The organism is Sinomicrobium oceani (genome assembly GCF_900119185.1).
In the GTDB taxonomy this organism is placed as follows: Bacteria; Bacteroidota; Bacteroidia; order Flavobacteriales; family Flavobacteriaceae; genus Sinomicrobium; species Sinomicrobium oceani.
Genome location: NZ_FPJE01000002.1, coordinates 275582 through 293554 on the forward strand (window position 1 = coordinate 275582; position 17973 = coordinate 293554).

At 44.8% G+C, this 17973-nt stretch carries 14 protein-coding genes; 1 reads left to right on the forward strand and 13 read right to left on the reverse strand.

Annotation, left to right across the window (positions count from 1 at the left end):
- Positions 1–6 precede the first annotated feature (6 nt).
- From BT112_RS02815 to BT112_RS21990, 7 genes are all read right to left on the reverse strand, one after another.
- Positions 7–1572, reverse strand: coding sequence for a TlpA family protein disulfide reductase (locus BT112_RS02815; protein ID WP_083564750.1), 1566 nt, complete (start codon positions 1570–1572; stop codon positions 7–9).
- Between the two features lie 62 nt (positions 1573–1634).
- Entirely contained in the window at positions 1635–3047 is a 1413-nt protein-coding gene (locus tag BT112_RS02820) for a RagB/SusD family nutrient uptake outer membrane protein (protein ID WP_083564751.1), read from the reverse strand.
- 16 nt (positions 3048–3063) lie between these two features.
- Complete coding sequence (locus BT112_RS02825; protein ID WP_072315846.1) at positions 3064–6399, reverse strand: SusC/RagA family TonB-linked outer membrane protein; 3336 nt, start codon at positions 6397–6399, stop codon at positions 3064–3066.
- Between the two features lie 938 nt (positions 6400–7337).
- The gene (locus tag BT112_RS02830; protein ID WP_083564752.1) at positions 7338–7793 is read right to left on the reverse strand and encodes a protein-disulfide reductase DsbD domain-containing protein; all 456 of its coding nucleotides are present in this window, start codon (positions 7791–7793) and stop codon (positions 7338–7340) included.
- A 740-nt stretch (positions 7794–8533) separates the two neighbouring features.
- Positions 8534–9922, reverse strand: a complete 1389-nt coding sequence (locus BT112_RS02835) for a M16 family metallopeptidase (RefSeq protein ID WP_072315848.1) — start codon at positions 9920–9922, stop codon at positions 8534–8536.
- A 40-nt stretch (positions 9923–9962) separates the two neighbouring features.
- Positions 9963–11327 carry a M16 family metallopeptidase gene (locus tag BT112_RS02840; RefSeq protein ID WP_245776967.1) on the reverse strand — a complete coding sequence of 455 codons (1365 nt, stop codon included), beginning with the start codon at positions 11325–11327 and terminating at the stop codon, positions 9963–9965.
- Complete coding sequence (locus BT112_RS21990; RefSeq protein ID WP_217652324.1) at positions 11302–11511, reverse strand: hypothetical protein; 210 nt, start codon at positions 11509–11511, stop codon at positions 11302–11304. The genes BT112_RS02840 and BT112_RS21990 overlap by 26 nt, the downstream gene beginning before the upstream one ends.
- 294 nt (positions 11512–11805) lie before the next feature.
- Between BT112_RS21990 and hemN the strand changes: the two genes are divergently transcribed.
- Positions 11806–13170, forward strand: a complete 1365-nt coding sequence (gene hemN, locus BT112_RS02850; protein ID WP_072315851.1) for an oxygen-independent coproporphyrinogen III oxidase — start codon at positions 11806–11808, stop codon at positions 13168–13170.
- A 71-nt stretch (positions 13171–13241) separates the two neighbouring features.
- Here hemN and BT112_RS02855 read toward each other — a convergent pair whose 3' ends face one another.
- From BT112_RS02855 to BT112_RS02885, 6 genes are all read right to left on the reverse strand, one after another.
- A complete protein-coding gene (locus tag BT112_RS02855; protein WP_072315852.1) occupies positions 13242–13622 on the reverse strand; it encodes a group III truncated hemoglobin in 381 nt (126 codons plus the stop codon).
- A gap of 69 nt (positions 13623–13691) precedes the next feature.
- Positions 13692–14393 (reverse strand): sulfite exporter TauE/SafE family protein, encoded by a 702-nt coding sequence (locus tag BT112_RS02860; protein WP_072315853.1) that lies wholly within the window; start codon positions 14391–14393, stop codon positions 13692–13694.
- A 54-nt stretch (positions 14394–14447) separates the two neighbouring features.
- Positions 14448–14906 carry a FixH family protein gene (locus tag BT112_RS02865; RefSeq protein WP_245776968.1) on the reverse strand — a complete coding sequence of 153 codons (459 nt, stop codon included), beginning with the start codon at positions 14904–14906 and terminating at the stop codon, positions 14448–14450.
- Positions 14907–15381: 475 nt separating this feature from the next.
- A complete protein-coding gene (gene ccoG / locus BT112_RS02875) occupies positions 15382–16800 on the reverse strand; it encodes a cytochrome c oxidase accessory protein CcoG (protein WP_072315855.1) in 1419 nt (472 codons plus the stop codon).
- A gap of 129 nt (positions 16801–16929) precedes the next feature.
- Positions 16930–17790 (reverse strand): cbb3-type cytochrome c oxidase N-terminal domain-containing protein, encoded by an 861-nt coding sequence (locus BT112_RS02880; protein WP_072315856.1) that lies wholly within the window; start codon positions 17788–17790, stop codon positions 16930–16932.
- Positions 17787–17972 carry a cytochrome C oxidase subunit IV gene (locus tag BT112_RS02885; protein ID WP_072315857.1) on the reverse strand — a complete coding sequence of 62 codons (186 nt, stop codon included), beginning with the start codon at positions 17970–17972 and terminating at the stop codon, positions 17787–17789. The genes BT112_RS02880 and BT112_RS02885 overlap by 4 nt, the downstream gene beginning before the upstream one ends.
- Position 17973: the final 1 nt, after the last annotated feature.

Consider the following 17973-nt stretch of genomic DNA (forward strand, 5'->3'; position numbering starts at 1 on the left):
CTATTTTCAATATTCTCCAATTGTATTACGTATTAACTCAATGTTTTCTTCCGGGTCTTTATCCTTAGAAAAAAACGATACTACTTTACCGTCTTTATCTATAAGCAGGGAAAAGGGCAGGGCACTTATTCCGTAATATTTGGCAATTTCATGGTCAATTCCTTCCCCATTGGTATATAGATTAACATCTTCCTTTTCCGAATACAACTCAGATTCCAGACTCTTAAGCCATCGTTCCTTCTTTTTGTCGGTATTGATACTAACCACGACAAAGTCGTCATTATCCCCAAATTCAGGTTTTATATGGTCTTTTATATATTTTGCCAAAACGGCACAACCACCACAACCCGTCCCCCAAACATCCAGCAAAACCGTTTTTCCCTGAAAATCTTCCAACTTCACAAGTTTGCCCGAAGAATCGGTAAAGGCAAAATTATAGGCCGACATCCCTTTTTTGATACGGTATCTGCTTTCAATTTTTTCCCGTATAAAAGGAGTTTTTACCACCGCCATTACAGTATCAATTACACTATCATATATATTACTTGTAACTCTTTCAAAGTTAGAAGTAAAAAAAGGATAAGGATCAAAATGAGAACTCACCAATATCCTCAACATACATTCCCGAGTAATCCCGAAATAGTTATCAATCACAGCTTCTACCACCTCCTGGAATAAAGGAGTCCTCCCTTCTTTTTTTATATACAGCTCCAAGGCTGTTCGGGTCAGTAAATAACTGGGGTAGTTAGGACACAAAACAGCCATATAAGGGTCTTCTTTATCGTAAAATATCTTAACCTCAAAATCATCTGTATCTGTATAACCCACGAATTCCAGTAACTCTTCCTTTGGAATATTGCCTGTTTTATAATGACTAAAAAAAACAGCCAACTTACGTTGTAATATTCTGGACATAATATCGGCTTTCAGTAGTGCATAAGCCCTTTCACTTATTGAATTTTTATATTTTCGCAATATATTCAAGGCTTTTTTTTCCCTTTCTTTTTGAAATTGATACACCTTTTTGAAATCTTCGATAGTCCTTTTACTATTATGGTTACTCATCCTCAGAGTTTTTTCTCTTAACAACTCTTCTTCTATTTCCCTCCGGCATTGGTATTTTGCTGCCCCCCTGCCAGTAAAAATTACTTTTCCATTTTCCTTTTTTTTACCTGTTTCTAAGGTGATATAGATGCTGTCGCCCGGTTCCACAGGATATTCTTCTAACACCCTTTGATACTCCCTATTCTCTGGTATAAGTGCAATATTGACCTTGCTCAACTTGCTGGCATTGGGGTGAAACAAGTCTTCATGGTCTAACTCAAAAGAGAAATGGTTTTTGGTATTCAGGCTGTCATCATAACCCTCTGTTCTTTCTTCCCTAAGTGGGGTTATTGTTAATCTGGAGCCATAAACTTTCACTATACTTTTTCCTATAGTCTCCTTTTCGTTGACCACATGACCCGAGATATAGACCTTATCAGAAGAGAACTCCTGTGCTTGTACATAACAACTGCCCAACCCACAAAATAAGAATAGGCTGATGTTTTTTTTTAATATTCTATTCGTCATATATTTTTATTTTTTTAGAGTACATTACTGATGAAAAAGCTTTTCATCTTGCCAATATCTTATTATGGATTGGGAACAATATTGGGATTATTAAGTACTTCCTGCTCCGGAATGGGGTAGAGTGCATCCGTAGGCTCCCAATTAGTTTTAACTATTCCGAGAACTTCATCAATCGTTCCTGTACGTTTTAAATCCAGCCAACGGTGGCCCCATTCGGCAAAGAACTCGATACGACGTTCCTGCAAAATAGCATTCAGCAATTCTGCCTGACTCTCTGCAGGAGTATCGCCGAGCCCCGCCCGATGGCGTATGGTATTGATGTCAGAGACCGCACTATTAACACCAGTAAGAATGTTTAACATTGCCCTTGCTTCTGCTCGAATTAAATATTGTTCTGCCAACCGCAATACCATGGAATACTCTGTTAGAGTTCCCCCGATAGCTATCTTGTACTTATAAGGGAAAAACCATGTATTAGTTCCTTCAGAAAAACTTCCTACCCAGTGTTTCCGTCTTTGATCTTCTTCCTCAAAAGAGGCTAATAAAGCGTCATTTAATTCCAGTTTGCTGGTACTATTAATGGGTGAAGAATTCAAGATGAAGTACCGTCCTTCATTCGTATTGTACCCGGGTTCGACAGGAACCAACTGCCAAATGGCTTCCGACGAATTAGCCAAAAACACCTGGTTCAAATCCGCCTCCAACCTATATAAAGCTTCAGATTGAATCACTTCAGAAGCCAGAGTTTCGGCCAGATTCCAATTGCCTAAGTATAAGTACACCCTGGACAATAAGGCTATGGCTGCATATTTATTGGGGCGGCTTCGTTCCCCTCCGGATATGGTATAATCCTCCAAGAGGAGGCTTTTTGCATCTTCAAGGTCTGTTATAATCTGTTGGTAAACCTGTCCTGCCGGACTACGTTCGGCTTGGGCGTTGGTCCAAAAATCAGTTGAAGTATATAAGGGTACATCCCCGAAGAGATTAACCAGATAGAAATAACTAAAGGCTCTAACAAATTTTGCCTCTCCTTCCAGTTGTTGTTTAACGTCTTCGCTAACTCTGGCTTCTTCGTTTATAATTCCTTCTAAAATACTATTGGTCCTATAAATAACCGCATACGGATCAGACCATAGGTTAGCTGCAAAACCAGAAGGAGAAAGCGAATTTTCTGAAAATGGATCGAGGGCGGTATTATAATTGTCATACTCATCCGCAGACAATCCACTTAAGAAACTAACACTTCTTGAATAGTGCCCGCTTGAAAACGTTCTGTTCATCATATAACTATAAACCCCTGTCATGGCTGACTGGGCTGTAGCATCATCGGCAAAAACCTCGGATCTTACCAAACGCTCTTTGGGAGGGTCAATTTCAACGAAATCCTCACAGCTCATAAAAAGAACTACCAGTGATAAAAGATATTTCACTGAATCATTTTCTTTTATATATGAATATGTTAGCATATTTTTCATCACAAAATTTTTAGAATTAAAAACTCAATTGTACTCCACCAAGGATTTTTCGCAAGGGAGGAAGAGAAGCAAGATTTTGATTTTCAGGGTTCATGCCAAGAAAATTTGTAAAAGTTAATAGGTTTTGACCTTGTATATAAAAGCGGCAATTTCTAATCCCAATTTTTTGAGCAGTTGTTTTCGGCAACATATAATGAATAGATACATTCTTTAAACGGATAAAGGAGGCATCACTAATCATGGCATCACTCCTTCTTAAATTAAGATAATAGGATTGGCCCGCCTCGGAAGCAGTTGATTGGGTAAACTTTTGAATATCCAAAACATCACCTTGGTTTTGCCATCGGTCCATCACTATATCTGGTTGGTTGTTTAACCTGTATCCAGGGGGGGAGAAACCACCAAAAAGATAATTTCTGCCGGTTTGGCGGACAAACTGAAAAAAAATGTTCAGCTGCCAGTTTTTATAAGTAAAATTGTTCTGAAAACCACCATAAAAATCCTGTGCAATTTCTTTAAGACCCTGATAGTCAAATGTAGGAGATAAGACCCCGTCTTCATTTAGATCTTCAACCTGATAGGTCCCGGTTTCAGGGTCAACACCAAGAAAATGATACAATTTTTGTACATACAGCGATTTGCCCACTTCATATTGATTGGCGTAAGAGGTATTTTCTATACCGGGAAAATCAATAAGTTTATTTCGTGGGACCGTTAGGTTAAATGCACTGGCCCATGTAAAATCTTGGTCCTTGATATTGGTGCTGTTAAATTCCACTTCCCATCCCGTATTTTGTACCGTGGCCGGCAAATTGCCCTGAACACTCGAAAACCCCACACTTGACGGTAAAGGCATTCTTAACAATTGATTATCGGATCGGTTGTGGTAATAGCTTGCCTGGATAAAAATACGGTCGTTTAGAAAGCCTAATTCCAGTGCACCTTCTAATTTTACGTTCCGTTCCCAGACATAATCAGGGTTAAAAAGCCCAGTGGGTTCTAACCCGTTCTCTCCTTTATACGGGTATTGCGATGGCCCCCAACTGTCTAAGTATCCATAATCATCAATACGGTCGTTCCCGGTAGTGCCATAACTCCCCCGGAGTTTCCCGTAGCTGAGAAATGAGAAGTTTTGTAAGAAGTTCTCATTGGAAAAAATCCAGGCAGCTCCGACTGCCCCAAAATTTGCAAAGCGTTTGCCTGGGCCAAAACGGCTGCTTCCGTCCCGCCTACCGGTCAAGTTTAGGATATACCGGTCTTTTAGCGTATAATTGACTCTTCCAAAAACAGCACTATACCGGTATTGTATGTCATTGGAAAGATTTGGTGGGGATGTAATAGATGATGCCGCTTCTATGCTTTCCAACAAGGCTTCGTTGGAAAAACCTGTAGCATTGAACCGGGAGTTTTTTCTTAAATCTTCCTGAAAAGTCGCCCCACCTAAAATACTTAGCTTGCTGTTGCCAAAATCTTTAATGTATTCTATTTGGGGCTCTATGATCCAGGTCTTGATCTTGGTATCGTTAAATTGCGAACTTGATTGAGCAGTAGAGGCTGGGTAAAATGTACTTTTAGGATTAATATAAATTTCATCTTGGTCAAGCTTCGTATAGCCCAATCGTGTCTTCAGATATAGGTCCGGAATAAGCTGGTAGTTAAGCTGAAGATTACTAACTAAATTATTCGTGTTTGCATTATATTTCTGCCTTAAAAACGCATACGGATTATATGTCATCGCCTCCGGCCAAACCAATTCGTTGTTATCATCTAAAAACTCAGGGGTATTTGGGGGAAGTAGTATAGCATAGCGAGTCACATCATTATAAGACAGCTCGTTATTACCCGAAACATAATTTATAGAAAACATCATCTGAAACTTACGGTCTTTAGACCAATGATTCAGGTTAAGCGATCCAGATATTCTTTTATAACCAAAATCTCCCGGATACACGGTAGTTTCCTTATAAAGCCCACCCCCAAGGCGAAAAGAGGTTTGATCATTACCTCCCGAAACTGACGTTTGTAGGTTGGTAATATATGCTGTTCCTCCTATTAATTCTTTTTGCCAGTCGTTATCACGATTTTGATCCCAAACCAGGAGTTCCGGGGCATTGGATTCTGTCGGCTCCATCTTGTCATTGGCAAAAGCTTCCCTACGCATTTCCAGGTATTGTTCTGTATTCAACATATCCAAAAAATCGGCCACTTTTCCTATCCCGGATTGTATATCGATATCTATCCTCGTTTTGCCTTCCTTTCCATATCCCTGTTTAGTAGTAATGAGCACTACTCCGTTAGCACCCCGCGAACCATAGATAGCTGTAGCATCAGCATCTTTTAATACCTCGATACTTTCTATATCTGACGGGTTGATACTGTTTAAAGGGTTGGACCCACCTATCATATTACTTAAAGCTCCTCCTACAAAAGTGGCCGAAAAAGGAACCCCATCCACAATATATAAGGGTTGGTTAGCTCCATCGTCCGTCCTTAAACTGTTTTGGCCTCTAATTTGTACGGTAAATCCTCCACCAGGTACTCCGGTATTTTGTGTAATTTGCACTCCGGGCATACGACCTATTGCTGCCTCCAAAACATTAGTTACTGGCTGAGTCTCTATATCTTGAGATGTTATTTTACTTATACTACCCGTTTTTTCCTTTTCCTTCACCGTATAATACCCCGCATTCACCACCACCTCATCCAGGGCACTCACATCTTCCTCCATCACCACATCGAGGACTTCCTGTCCGTTTACCGCCTGTTCCTGCTTCTTAAACCCGACATACGAAAACACCAGCACATCCGAAGGGTTTACCCGGATGTCGTATTTTCCGTCGGGGTCCGACATGGTTCCTCTTTTGGCGTCTTTGACGATAATATTAACTCCGGGCAAGGGCATACCATTGGGATCGGTAATTGTTCCGCTTACCCGGAGTTGCTGGGCATCAGGGGTAGTCTCTGTAACTGCTGTGGGCATCTTCTTTTTGGCTCTGGAAAAGATCACTGTCTTGTCTTCGGTATAGGCATACCGGAAATCTCCGGTTCCTTTGATCTTATCCAATAGGTCCCCGGTCCTGATCCTGCCCTTTTGCAGGCGGATCGCCGGAGCGCCCTTAAACATTTCGTAATCGTAGAGAAAGGTGCTCCCCGTCTGCTTCTTGATCAGGCTGAATACCTGGTATACGGTCATCGTGGTATCGACATCAATAACTACGGTGGTTTGGGAAAGACCATGTTTTGACGAAAATCCGAATGCAACCATACAGAACAAACCTATAAAAGCCCTCATCACAAAAAGTATTGTTTTTCCATACCAGGAAAACTTTAAGTTTATTTGCTTAATTTTCATATATTTGTGTATTCGTTGGTTCGTAATTAACTAATGAATCCTAAGAAGGGGAAGTTATGCGTTGTGGAAGGCCGTACTTTCCCTTTTCTTATGCACCATAGCAGATGATCATGATTTTTGGGGCTTTCGTTTAAGTCGCTGTAGTGTTTCGCATTTTGGTTTGTTAGTTGTTAGTTCTTAGTTTGTTAGTTTTTAGTTTGTGGTTCTTAGGAGGCTTGTCACTTGAGATCATTGTGGTTATGACCTCCTCTTCAAAACCGTAGCACAGTTGGATATGGTAGCGATACCGCCGGGGCTTTTTGTTTAAGTCACTGTAGTGTTTCGCATTTTAGTTTGTTAGTTCTTAGTTTGTTAGTTTTTAGTTTTTTAGTTTGTGGTTCTTAGGAGGCTGGTCGCTTGAGATCATTGTGGTTATGACCTCCTCTTCAAAACCGTTTTGCACAGCAATTGCAGGGTATGGTAATGCCTTCGGGGGCTTTACTTTAGTCCTTGTTTGGTTTGTTGGCTTTTAGTTCGTCGTTTTTAATTTTTATTGGCCCGCCAAAGGGTTTAATACCCCGAGGCTTGCCTCGAAATTTAAATTCAGTTTCGTATGAATACCTCGTGTGCTTGCACAGAGGTAGTTTACTTCTCAAGGGGTGGGTTGCCTGAAGTCTATTATAGCGGGGTGATTATGATCCGCACTGAGCATGACTTTTCATCAAAGCTTTCTCAGCCCATACCATAACGTGTAGGAATGTCAAGTGAAAAGGAGCAATCGGTGGGTGTCATTCAGAAGAAAGACCTCAACAACTTCCGGCATGATGTCAAGGTCTTCCGGCAACTATAGTATTGGTGTTGGTGTGTTCTTTTTGGTTTCAGGATTTTATGAATTATCGGTTTCGTTTATATCATTTTTATGCAGGCCGAGTGATTTTCGAAGAAAATCGTACCGAAGCCTAATGTAATCTCACCTTAAACCTGATCTCCTGCGGTGTCAGGCACTGCGCATCGGAACACGCCATAAACGTCACACTCCCTGCCAGGTCCTGTGGGATTTCTTTATCGACTTTTACCTGCTGCACAAAATCCACTTTTCCCTGGTAATAGCGGGCATCGACCATAAATATCTCCTCGTATTTTTCGATAAGACTTCCTTCTTCCTCGACCACGCCCTGCAGTTCTACCGCCTTATTGTCCTCGAAAGCGATCACGGTAGGCAGCGGTCCGCCTTCATCGGTATGTTGTGAATAAATACGCCACGGATATTCGACCAGGGCGGAAATATGCACTTCATACCTCTGATCCGCAATCTTCCTGGAAGAGAATTCCCATGCTACCGGATCGTTCCCCTGGGCCGAAACCATTATGGCACAGCAGCACATCATACACCAAAGACAGATATACTTTCTCATCGGTTTGTTTTTATGTAATTGATAAAATTAGATTATAAGCCTGCCCGACTTTGTCTCCCTGCAGTAATAACGGTGAGTTAAAAGGCGTAAGGACATGACCTCACTTACGCCTTAACACAATTCTAACTCAAATAACCTTTACTACCATGAGGAGTAAAAAAATGATCATATACGCTTGTTATATCTTTGAAAAAAGCTTCACAATTATGACAACGATCATTTAACCCTAAGATAACACCGGGGTTGAATTGTTGACAGGATAACCCGGGCGAGACACCGAAAAACAGACTGTTTCCGCGTTTAATGACAAAATCAAAAGACACTTATCTCTTTTTTTTACAGCCATTTATCTACACAATAATTATCCGTTTGAAAAAGACAGTTTTTTTGGCTTTTTTTTAAGCTTTTCTTTCGGGATACGTAAAACCTTTTAATTCTTAACATAAAATTTACCGGATTGTCATACCCGGAGCGGAGATCAGATACATACCTCAGGGCCGGGCATACAGAATGTACCGGAGACCGGCACTGCACTACCCCATAAAAAAAGCAGGGATGTCCTCCCTGCTTTATGGTTTTCCGTCAAATACCGGAATATTCTACTAAGCTGTTGTGCCTTATGAATAAAAGTCATTGTTTACGTCATGTTGCAGTCGAAACATCTTTTTCTGTCAGTTAAGATTCTTCGACCGGGCTCAGGATGACGCCTTTCGAACTATCATGCACAACGGGTCCTGTTCTTATTTTTTGAGTTTCTCCGGGGCTATGGTCTCTTCCACCTGGTCTTTGATCTTTTCCTTATCGCCCACTACAATCAGGGTCATATCCTCCGGTCTGATATATTTTTTGGTCATTTCCCGTACCTTTTCCGGGGTAATGGCATAGATGTTCTTTACCTTCTCTTGGAGCCAGGACTCGGGAAGTTCGTGCAGGTCGAGGAAACTGAGTTGGCTGATCATTCCCCCGGGAGTGGAGTTTTGTAATACAAAGAGCCCGGATTCGTAGTTTTTGATTCCCTCCAGTTCTTCTTCGGTCGGCGCTTCGTTCTGCAGCTTTTCGATCTCTTTCCTGATCTCGCCAATGGAAGGCCCCGTAAATTCGGAGGTAACATCGGCAGATTCGTACCACACTCCTGTTTTATAACGGCTGTCCAGGTTGCTGTATGGCGAATAGGTATACCCTTTATCTTCCCGGATATTGCTCGTAATCCGCGATCCGAAAGAACCGCCCAGGAGCGAGTTGGTAATATCCATAGCGAGGTAATCCGGATTGGAGGGATCTACCGAAGGCAAGCCATACATTATCGTAGACTGCGGGGCGCCGGGACGATCGATAATCTTTACGGAATGCCCGGTAACGGCCTGTGCTTCGGGATAGGAGACTTCCGGCCCGGCTGTCCAGGAGCTGAAAGCATCTTTTACCGCTTTTTCCACCGCCCCGGTATCAAACTTTCCGACAACGTAGATCACCGTACGTCCGGCTCCGAAGTTTTCACTGTAAAACTTCTTAATTCCGTCTATGGTATAGCTATCGATCATATCATCCGTGGGATATACCCTGCCGTAAGGATGATCGGGATAGAGGGCGCCGTAAAATGCTTTGGTCACCTGGGCCTGGGGCCTGGACATACGCACACTGAGGTTGCGCTTCATATCGTTTTTCAGTCGGGGAAGTTCCGCTTCCGGCCAGGCGGGGTGTAGCAATACATCGGCCATAGTAGCGATGGCTTCGGGAGCAAATTCAGACAAGACCGCCGTACGCAATGTCGTGGCATGGCTGGATACCGAAATTCCCAGGTCGCCACCCATAGAAGCCATGGCTTCGGACACGGCAAGGGCATTTCTGGACGTGCTTCCCTCCTGCATAAGATTGCCCAAAAGATCACTGAGCCATATTTCATTTTCCTTTTCGTGGATATTTCCGGTCTTTACCATGATATTAATCGTGGCTTTGGGAATAGCTCCGTAAGGGATCATAACGAGCTTCAGCCCGTTATCCAGTGTTACTTCCTGTTTTTCGGGCAACGTAAAATCTTTGGGTGCTCCTCCTTTCGGGGGCTGCTCTTTTTCCTGGGCATAGGCCGTAAGTACAAAGACTGCTGCTATGATATGGAGAATATATTTTTTCATCTGTATTATTTTTTAGTATTGTTCTATGGTCATGCCCGTTTTACTTTCCGGATTCTTTGTCGCCGGCCAATAGCGGGTTCACACGGAGTATCGTCCTGTTGGCAGGTTTCAGGTAATTTGCTATAGTCTTGTTCATCAGTTCCGGCGTCACTTTTTTAAACTCGTCTTCCAGCGTATTGATCCGTGCGGGGTTATCGTCAAACAAGGCAAAGCTACATAACAGGTCGGCCCTTCCCAGTCCGAAAGTTCCCCCGAGTTCGTCATACAGCCCGGAGCGCATTTTTACGATAGCCCCGTCGAGCATTTTTTGGGTTATCCCTGCCCGGACACTATCCATCACCTGGTCTACGGCACCTACCACCTCGTCTTCGGTCGTTTCGTTGTCGTAGGTAAAGTTGAACATCCAGATCATAGGGCCTTTATAATTGAACATATTACCCAGGTAATTGATGCCCCCGCTGATACCGGAAGTATATCCCTTTTCGTTTACCAGTTTCTGTTTGAGCAACGCGTTATCGCCTTGTGCCAGGATCTGGTCGAGCAATCCCATCGCATAGTATTCGGGAGTATTTCTTTCGGGCATTTTATAGGCTATGGCTATAGCGGATTTATTGGCCAGCGGATCATCTTTTACAAACCGTTTCTCCTTTTGCTGCACGGGTTCCGTAATATCGGGTTGTGCCGGGAGCTCTACTGCCGGGATTCCGCCGAAATACTTCTCGATCCAGGCTTTGGTCTCTGCCTTATCGAAATCGCCCACCACCGCAAGTGCTGCGTTATTAGGAGCGTAATAGGTTTTAAAGAAGTCTTCCACATCCCGGAGGTTGGCTGCATCCAGGTCTTCCAGGTCCCCGTAAAAATTATGGGCATTATACCAGTTTTCATTAGCATACTGTGGCATATCGAGCCACGGGAAGCCTCCGTAAGGCTGGTTGAGCACATTGACTTTGACCTCGTTCTTGACCACCCCCTGCTGGTTGGTCAGGTTATCCTGGGTGATGTCCAGTCCTTTCATCCGGTCGGCTTCGGCCCAGAGCATGGTTTCGAGTTTGTTGGACGGAACGATCTCGAAATAATTGGTAAAATCGAAACGGGTGGAACCGTTGAGCACGCCACCGTTTTTCTGTACGAGATTGATAAATTCCATTTTCCCCAGGTTCTCAGACCCCTGGAACATCATGTGTTCGAACAGGTGGGCAAACCCCGTACGGTCTTTCGGCTCGATACGAAAACCGATGTTGTAGTACACCGCAATAATAGCAGTGGGCGACGTGTTGTCCGGGGAGAGAATAACCTTGAGTCCGTTATCCAGTTTGTAGTATTCTACCGGGACCTTAAAAGCCTCAGGGGCTTTTTCTTCCGGGGTTTCCGTGCTCTTTTTACAGGAAATAAAAAATAAGCACATCAATAAAAACGTAAGGCTTAGCTTCATAAAGAATAATATTAAAGTTCAACTTGGTGTATGCTGTATCCGAATAATCATCGTATAACCTCCTGCTCCGTTGGAGTCCGTCCCATCTCCCGCTACCGGTAAGCGCGCTACGAGAAATGACACCGGTATCGCTGCAACCTTCATTTTTCAATGCCATACGGCACCCAATCATTTCACACTCACTAATATAGGAAAAAGATCCTATATGCCTGGAAAAGCTCCTCACATAAAAGACGTCCGAAAAAGTTAAATGTTACATATTTTAACGCTACATATGCTTTGTGCGGGAGGGTATGCTTACGGTGATCCGGCACCTGTTGCTTTATATGCTGTACGCCGACCGGCCTGTACCTCTTCGTTACGCCTATTTCCGGGAGAAATAACAGGTTCATGACAAATATCATCCCTCAACATGTAAGGCTGCCGTAGCTTTGCGACAAAACAAGTGAACATGAATGATTCCCTGATCGGAAAATACGACGTGGCCGGACCGCGGTACACCAGCTATCCTACGGTGCCCTACTGGGACCTCGGGAGCTTTTCTTCGGAAGGCTGGATACGTACCGTTAAGCGTGCTTTTTCGCATGGAGATTCGCCCAAGGAAATAAGTCTCTACATCCACCTTCCCTTCTGCGAAAGTCTTTGCACCTTCTGCGCCTGTCATAAACGCATTACGAAAAGACATGAAGTAGAGGAACCTTATATACGATCGGTACTGCAGGAGTGGAAACTGTATGCCCGTACCCTTTCGCATGTGCCCCGTATCCGGGAGATCCATCTCGGCGGGGGAACGCCGACATTCTTTACTCCGGAGCACCTGAAAATGCTCATCGATGGTATTTTTAAGTACGCCGAACGTACGGAAACTTTCGAATTCAGCTTTGAGGGACATCCGAACAATACAACGACCAGGCACCTCGAAACCCTGTACGGCCTCGGGTTCCGCAGGGTAAGTTTTGGTATACAGGACTATGCACCCCACGTGCAGCGGGCCATACACCGGGTACAACCTTTCGAAAACGTCAGGGATGTCACCGAAGCGGCACGGGGTACCGGGTACACCTCCGTTTCGCACGACCTGGTTTTCGGGCTTCCTTTCCAGACGCAGGATGACGTTTCGGACACTATAGCAAAGACTATTTTCCTGAAACCCGATCGTATCGCGCTCTACAGTTATGCCCACGTACCATGGATGGGCGGTAACGGACAGCGGGGGTTCCGGGAAGAAGATCTGCCTACGGGTAAAGCGAAGCGAAAGCTCTACGAGACCGCACGCAAGCGCCTGGAAGAAGCCGGGTATACCGAAATCGGTATGGACCATTTCGCATGGCCTTCCGATCCGCTTTCCGAAGCTATGGACAACGGAAGGCTGCACCGCAATTTTATGGGGTACACGACTACAGCGACCAGCCTGATGATCGGTCTGGGCGTATCTGCGATCAGCGATAGCTGGTACGGTTTTGCACAGAACGTAAAAAGCGTGGAAGAATATACCGGTCTTCTTCAAAACGACATACTCCCCATACACCGGGGTCACATCCTCGACACCGAGGACCTTGTTATCCGCCGGCATATCCTCAACCTGATGTGCGGGTTCCATACCTCATGGAAAAACCCGGATATGCAGTTTGACGGTATCAGCGAAGTCCTGAAAAAGCTTGAAGAACCCTTGCAGGATGGTCTTATACATCGTACGGACCAAGCCATCACAGTCACCCCTGAAGGACGTCCGTTTATACGGAATATCTGTATGGCGTTCGACCTGAGATTGCAGCGAAATAAACCGGGAACCCGGTTGTTCAGTTCTACCGTCTGAGTATTTTTGCAGTTTTCTGTTTCCTGGCCGGGAGTACTTCTCACTGTTCTGAGTACTCCCGGCCATTTTTTTCAGGAGCGGCCCCTGTAAATAGCCAGGAACAGGTAGGTAGACATTTTGCGTGCATTATTTTTGGCCCGTTCCGCAAGTTCCCCGCTAAACTTTTCGTCTATAGTGGTTATCCACAACCGCATCCACGTTCCGAAATGTTTCATTTCTACCGTGTGTCCGGATGCTTTATCCATACCACTGTGGGCCATGGCAGGATTCCCCTTGTACGTCCCGCGATGAAAGAGGTTGGACTCCCAGAAATCGGTCAGTTGCTTGTAATGCTCCTCCCAGTCGGTGATAACCCGGTTAAAAAACGGACCTATTTCCGTGTTGTTACGGACTTCTTCATAAAACGCAACAACGAGCCTGGCTATATCTTCACGGTTTTTTATATCTTCCATAGTTAGTTCTTATCTGCAAAATTAAGATCATTAGCGAGATGGTCATCATGCATATCCCACAAAACCCTGTTAATGACATTGCACCTGGTACGAGGCTTCATGCAGTACGGGCCCCGGGGAAAGATAAGGAATATGCAACCCGAGTCCGCGCAGTATAAAAAGACAGCCCATCAGCACTACAAAAAGGGGAATGAGCTTTTGCAACCGGGTACGGGCTTTTTGCTTCATGATCGTTCCGAGGTAGATAAAAGCCGTCATCAAAGGCATGGTTCCCAGTCCGAAAAAAGCCATATACAAACCGCTTTGCCAGACCTCATCGGCGGTCATAGCAGCCAATACGGCCATATAGACCATCCCGCAGGGAAGCATCCCGTTGAGCAGTCCGGCTGCCAGGAACGTTCCCGGCGATTTTTTTCGCATGGCACGCCCCAGCCGGTTCTTTGCCCGGGTAATGCCCTTCATGTACCAACGTGTCAGCACGCCCGAAGGAAGTTTTATACCGGGCAGCAGGACCAGAAGGATCATCACCGCCCCGATAGCTATCGATAACTGCTGCTGGATGCCGAACAGTCGAAATCCCAGTCCGAGCACCCCGAAAAGCAACCCGATCAGGGTATAGGTCAGGATACGTCCCAGGTGATAACTTCCCAGTTGCAAGGCCTTCTTTATTTCATTGTCGCGGTCTACGGGTAGCATCAACGCTATAGGTCCGCACATGCCCACACAGTGAAATCCTCCGGCTATTCCCAATATAACGGCAGCTATCCACATGGTTTCTGTTGTTTTTTAACGATCATTATCTTCGTGATGACGGGGTGAAAACGATCAGTAAACGAGTTTACGATGCGACAGGTATGTATCGTCCCCGTATTGCCAGTCGACCTCTACATTCCAGCGTCCGGGAAGCAGGGCTTCCGAAGGGATCAGGACTACGGGCGATGTGGTCATTTGTACCGGTACTTCGAAGTCCATAGTTCGGTCCGAAGGGCGGTACAACCCTATTTTTCCGGATACTTTTGCCGGGTCGATGCCTTCCGGAAAATAAATGAATATCCCGCCCCTTGTAGCTTCTATACGAGGCTCCATCCCGGTATCGACAGTAAACTTCTCTCTGTCCATATCCCGCTGGAAAGACAGCTCTTTGGCATAATAGGCTTCCGTGACCAGTTCATGGTCATATTTTTTCTGGGTATTCATCCGGATGACAAAAGAGAGAATAAAGGCTATAAACCCCATAAAGGCTAAAACTATAGCCGTACCCCAATGTATTTTTATACGTTTCATGCGAATAAAATCAAATTAAACATTTGTTTTTTAAGTAATTACACAACCACAAAAGGAATCACCATTCCTTAAAAAACGTTTACTTTATTCATCTCCTTATGTGGAGGTATTTACCTTGGCCATATTAAATCCCTCTATGAGGGTTTCATCTGTTCTTTTTTACTTGTTTTTTACCTTTTATTGGCGCCGCCAAAAGGTTTTATACCCCGAGGCTTGCCTCGAAATTAAAATTTTGTTTGGTATGAATGCCTCGTGTGCTTGCACCGGGGTAGTTTACTTACCAGACTGCACCTTCATTAAAAAAACCGCTGTTCCCCTCAAACAGATCAAATTTTCAGACCATAAACCTATCCGGGTATCCGGAACAGCGGCGTAACTACTAAATCACTCCGTATGTATTCGAAGTCCATAAGGTTAACTTCGAATGAGATGACCAAAAAAACAAACCAACTGCAATCTTTATACTACGAGTATGTTAACGATAATGTGCGGGTCCCTGGAAACTGACCTTTTCGGTCTCTATCTGTTTATCCTTCCGGAACAACCCGACCCGGAGTATCGTTTTTTCTCCTTCCAGCCGGGACAACGGCAACCGGATAAACAGCGTACCTTCCGCAAATCCCTGTCCGGGTATCGTAAACAAGGGCCCGGACACCTGTTCTATACTTCCGTCGTGCGAAAGCAGCCTGAAACTGACACTATCCAGGGTACTGCTGGTCTTGTTTACGGCTTTAAAAGTATATACGTTACTTATGATATTTCCTTCTTCCCTGTGGTACAGTTGCCCGGGTACGCGCAACAAGGTGGCTTCCACTTCGCTTCGCATCAGCAGTAAGCCGGTAAGGATCCCGGTAAGGATGACCAACACCGCAGCATAACCTTTCATTCGCAGGGTCATCCGGAACGGGGCCTTCGTCCTGATATTTTCCTCATTGGTATAGCGGATAAGCCCTTTCGGGAAGTTCACTTTCTCCATCATGTGGTCACAGGCATCGATGCAGGCCGTACAGTTTACACATTCCAGCTGGGTACCGTTACGAATATCTATTCCCGTAGGACAAACCTGTACACATTGCAGGCAGTCAATACAATCCCCGTATCCCAGGGCTTTCCGGTCTTCGTTCTTACGGACTTTCTTCCTTCCCTGCTCCCCTTCTCCTCTTTTATAATCATAGGCCACCACAATCGATTTTTCATCGAGCAGTACCCCCTGCAATCTTCCGTAAGGACAGGCTATGATACAAACCTGTTCGCGGAACCAGGCGAATATAAAATAGAATACCGCCGTAAAAATAAGTAACGGAATAAAAGTTCCCAGATGTGATAAAGGACCATCCTTGATATCACTGATCAATACATCACTTCCTGTAAGATAGGCCAGGAATACATTGGCTATGAGAAAGGACACCACCAGAAACACACTCCATTTCAGTATTCTTTTACGTATTTTCTCCCCGTTCCATTCCTGCCTGTCTAACCGCATCTGCGCACCGCGGTCTCCTTCTATCCAGTATTCTATCTTCCGGAATACCATTTCCATGAAAATGGTCTGCGGGCAGATCCATCCGCAGAATATCCTTCCGAAAGCCACGGTAAACAGGGCCAGGAAAACCACTCCTATAATCATAGAAAGTACGAAGAGATAGAAATCCTGAGGCCAGAAAGGGAGCCCGAAAATATGAAACCGCCGCTCCAGGATATTAAACAACAGGAGCTGGTTACCGTTTATTTTTATAAAGGGGGCCAGGAACAGAAATATCAGGAGGATATAACTGACTACGGTTCTCTGCTTATAATATCGCCCCGAAGGCTTTTTCGGAAAAACCCAGGCCCTCTTTCCCTCTTCATTGATCGTCCCGATAGAATCCCTGAAATTTTCGTTTTGCGGTGTCATCTGTTTCTGTTTTTACCTCCTATAAGGTGATATGATAATGGGCTGCCCTGATTATAAATAGCAATTCAGGAATATACGGCGCAACCTGTAGGCGCCATAACTAACAAAACCCCCGGGCAGCCCATTTCTTTATTCTTCTTTAGCTTCCCAGAGATCGCCCTGAGGTTCCTTGGGGTTGGCAGGCGTAGTTCCTTCCATCGAAAGCACATAACTCGCCACCTGCTGTATTTCCAGGGGACGCAGCGATTGTTTCCACGCGATCATCCCTTTTCCGGACCGTCCACCTTCGGAGATGGTGTGAAAGACGTTTTTAATACCGCCCCCGAGTATCCAGTACGGATCGGTAAGGTTAGGTCCTATACCACCCCCGCCATCGGCCATGTGACAAGCCACACAGTTGGTCTGAAAAATCGCTTTTCCGGCTTCCAGGTCATCTGCTTCGGTGAGCAGCGTTACCGTATTGGCATCGACCAGGTCTTTGGCTGTCTCCCTGTATCTGGCTATAGCTTCTTCGGCCTGTGCCACCTCGGTACGATATTCCTCTTCCTGGTCCGGACCGTCCATAATTTCAAAACGAACCAGATAAAGCGCAGCAAAGATTATGGTGAGGTAAAAACCGTAAAGCCACCATGGCGGTAAGGAATTGTCGAGCTCGCGAATACCGTCATAATTGTGATCCAGTAAGATCTCCCCTTCCTGTTCCAGCGGTTTGGTTTTCGTGAGTTTTTTGAGCCATACCTTATGCCAGGGTACTTTGGCTTCCTCGGCTTGTCGTTGTTCCTCGGTCATCATAACCTCTGTCAATCTTCGCAAAGCGGAAAGAACAGCTTCTACCGCAACCAGAATTATGGTAAAGGTCAGCAGGAATAACAGTACTGCCGGATATTCGATAAAGGCAGGCTTGTCGCCGGAATCGATAAAATATTCCGCAGCGCCGAAAACAAGGGCGACAATGACAATAATTCGGAGATAGGATGAAAATGACCTCATAATGCTTCGTTTTCTTTAGATTCGAAAGGAATCTGTTTTACGGATTCTATATACGCTTTCTTTGCTGTGAACACCCACCAGAACAAACCGAGGAAGAACAGAAAGAAAATGGACAGCGATATGATGGGATATATCTGAACACCATCTATAGTGGCCAGGTGATCTTTGATGAATTTTAACATG

Coding starts and splice junctions, on each gene's coding strand:
- BT112_RS02820 (WP_083564751.1), bottom strand. CDS start 3,047: ATGAAAAATATGCTAACATATTCATATATAAAAGAAAATGATTCAGTG.
- BT112_RS02840 (WP_245776967.1), bottom strand. CDS start 11,327: ATGTGCTTATTTTTTATTTCCTGTAAAAAGAGCACGGAAACCCCGGAA.
- BT112_RS02825 (WP_072315846.1), bottom strand. CDS start 6,399: ATGAAAATTAAGCAAATAAACTTAAAGTTTTCCTGGTATGGAAAAACA.
- BT112_RS02860 (WP_072315853.1), bottom strand. CDS start 14,393: ATGTGGATAGCTGCCGTTATATTGGGAATAGCCGGAGGATTTCACTGT.
- ccoG (WP_072315855.1), bottom strand. CDS start 16,800: ATGACACCGCAAAACGAAAATTTCAGGGATTCTATCGGGACGATCAAT.
- BT112_RS02815 (WP_083564750.1), bottom strand. CDS start 1,572: ATGACGAATAGAATATTAAAAAAAAACATCAGCCTATTCTTATTTTGT.
- hemN (WP_072315851.1), top strand. CDS start 11,806: ATGAATGATTCCCTGATCGGAAAATACGACGTGGCCGGACCGCGGTAC.
- BT112_RS02830 (WP_083564752.1), bottom strand. CDS start 7,793: ATGAGAAAGTATATCTGTCTTTGGTGTATGATGTGCTGCTGTGCCATA.
- BT112_RS02855 (WP_072315852.1), bottom strand. CDS start 13,622: ATGGAAGATATAAAAAACCGTGAAGATATAGCCAGGCTCGTTGTTGCG.
- BT112_RS02880 (WP_072315856.1), bottom strand. CDS start 17,790: ATGAGGTCATTTTCATCCTATCTCCGAATTATTGTCATTGTCGCCCTT.
- BT112_RS02835 (WP_072315848.1), bottom strand. CDS start 9,922: ATGAAAAAATATATTCTCCATATCATAGCAGCAGTCTTTGTACTTACG.
- BT112_RS02865 (WP_245776968.1), bottom strand. CDS start 14,906: ATGAAACGTATAAAAATACATTGGGGTACGGCTATAGTTTTAGCCTTT.
- BT112_RS02885 (WP_072315857.1), bottom strand. CDS start 17,972: ATGTTAAAATTCATCAAAGATCACCTGGCCACTATAGATGGTGTTCAG.
- BT112_RS21990 (WP_217652324.1), bottom strand. CDS start 11,511: ATGGCATTGAAAAATGAAGGTTGCAGCGATACCGGTGTCATTTCTCGT.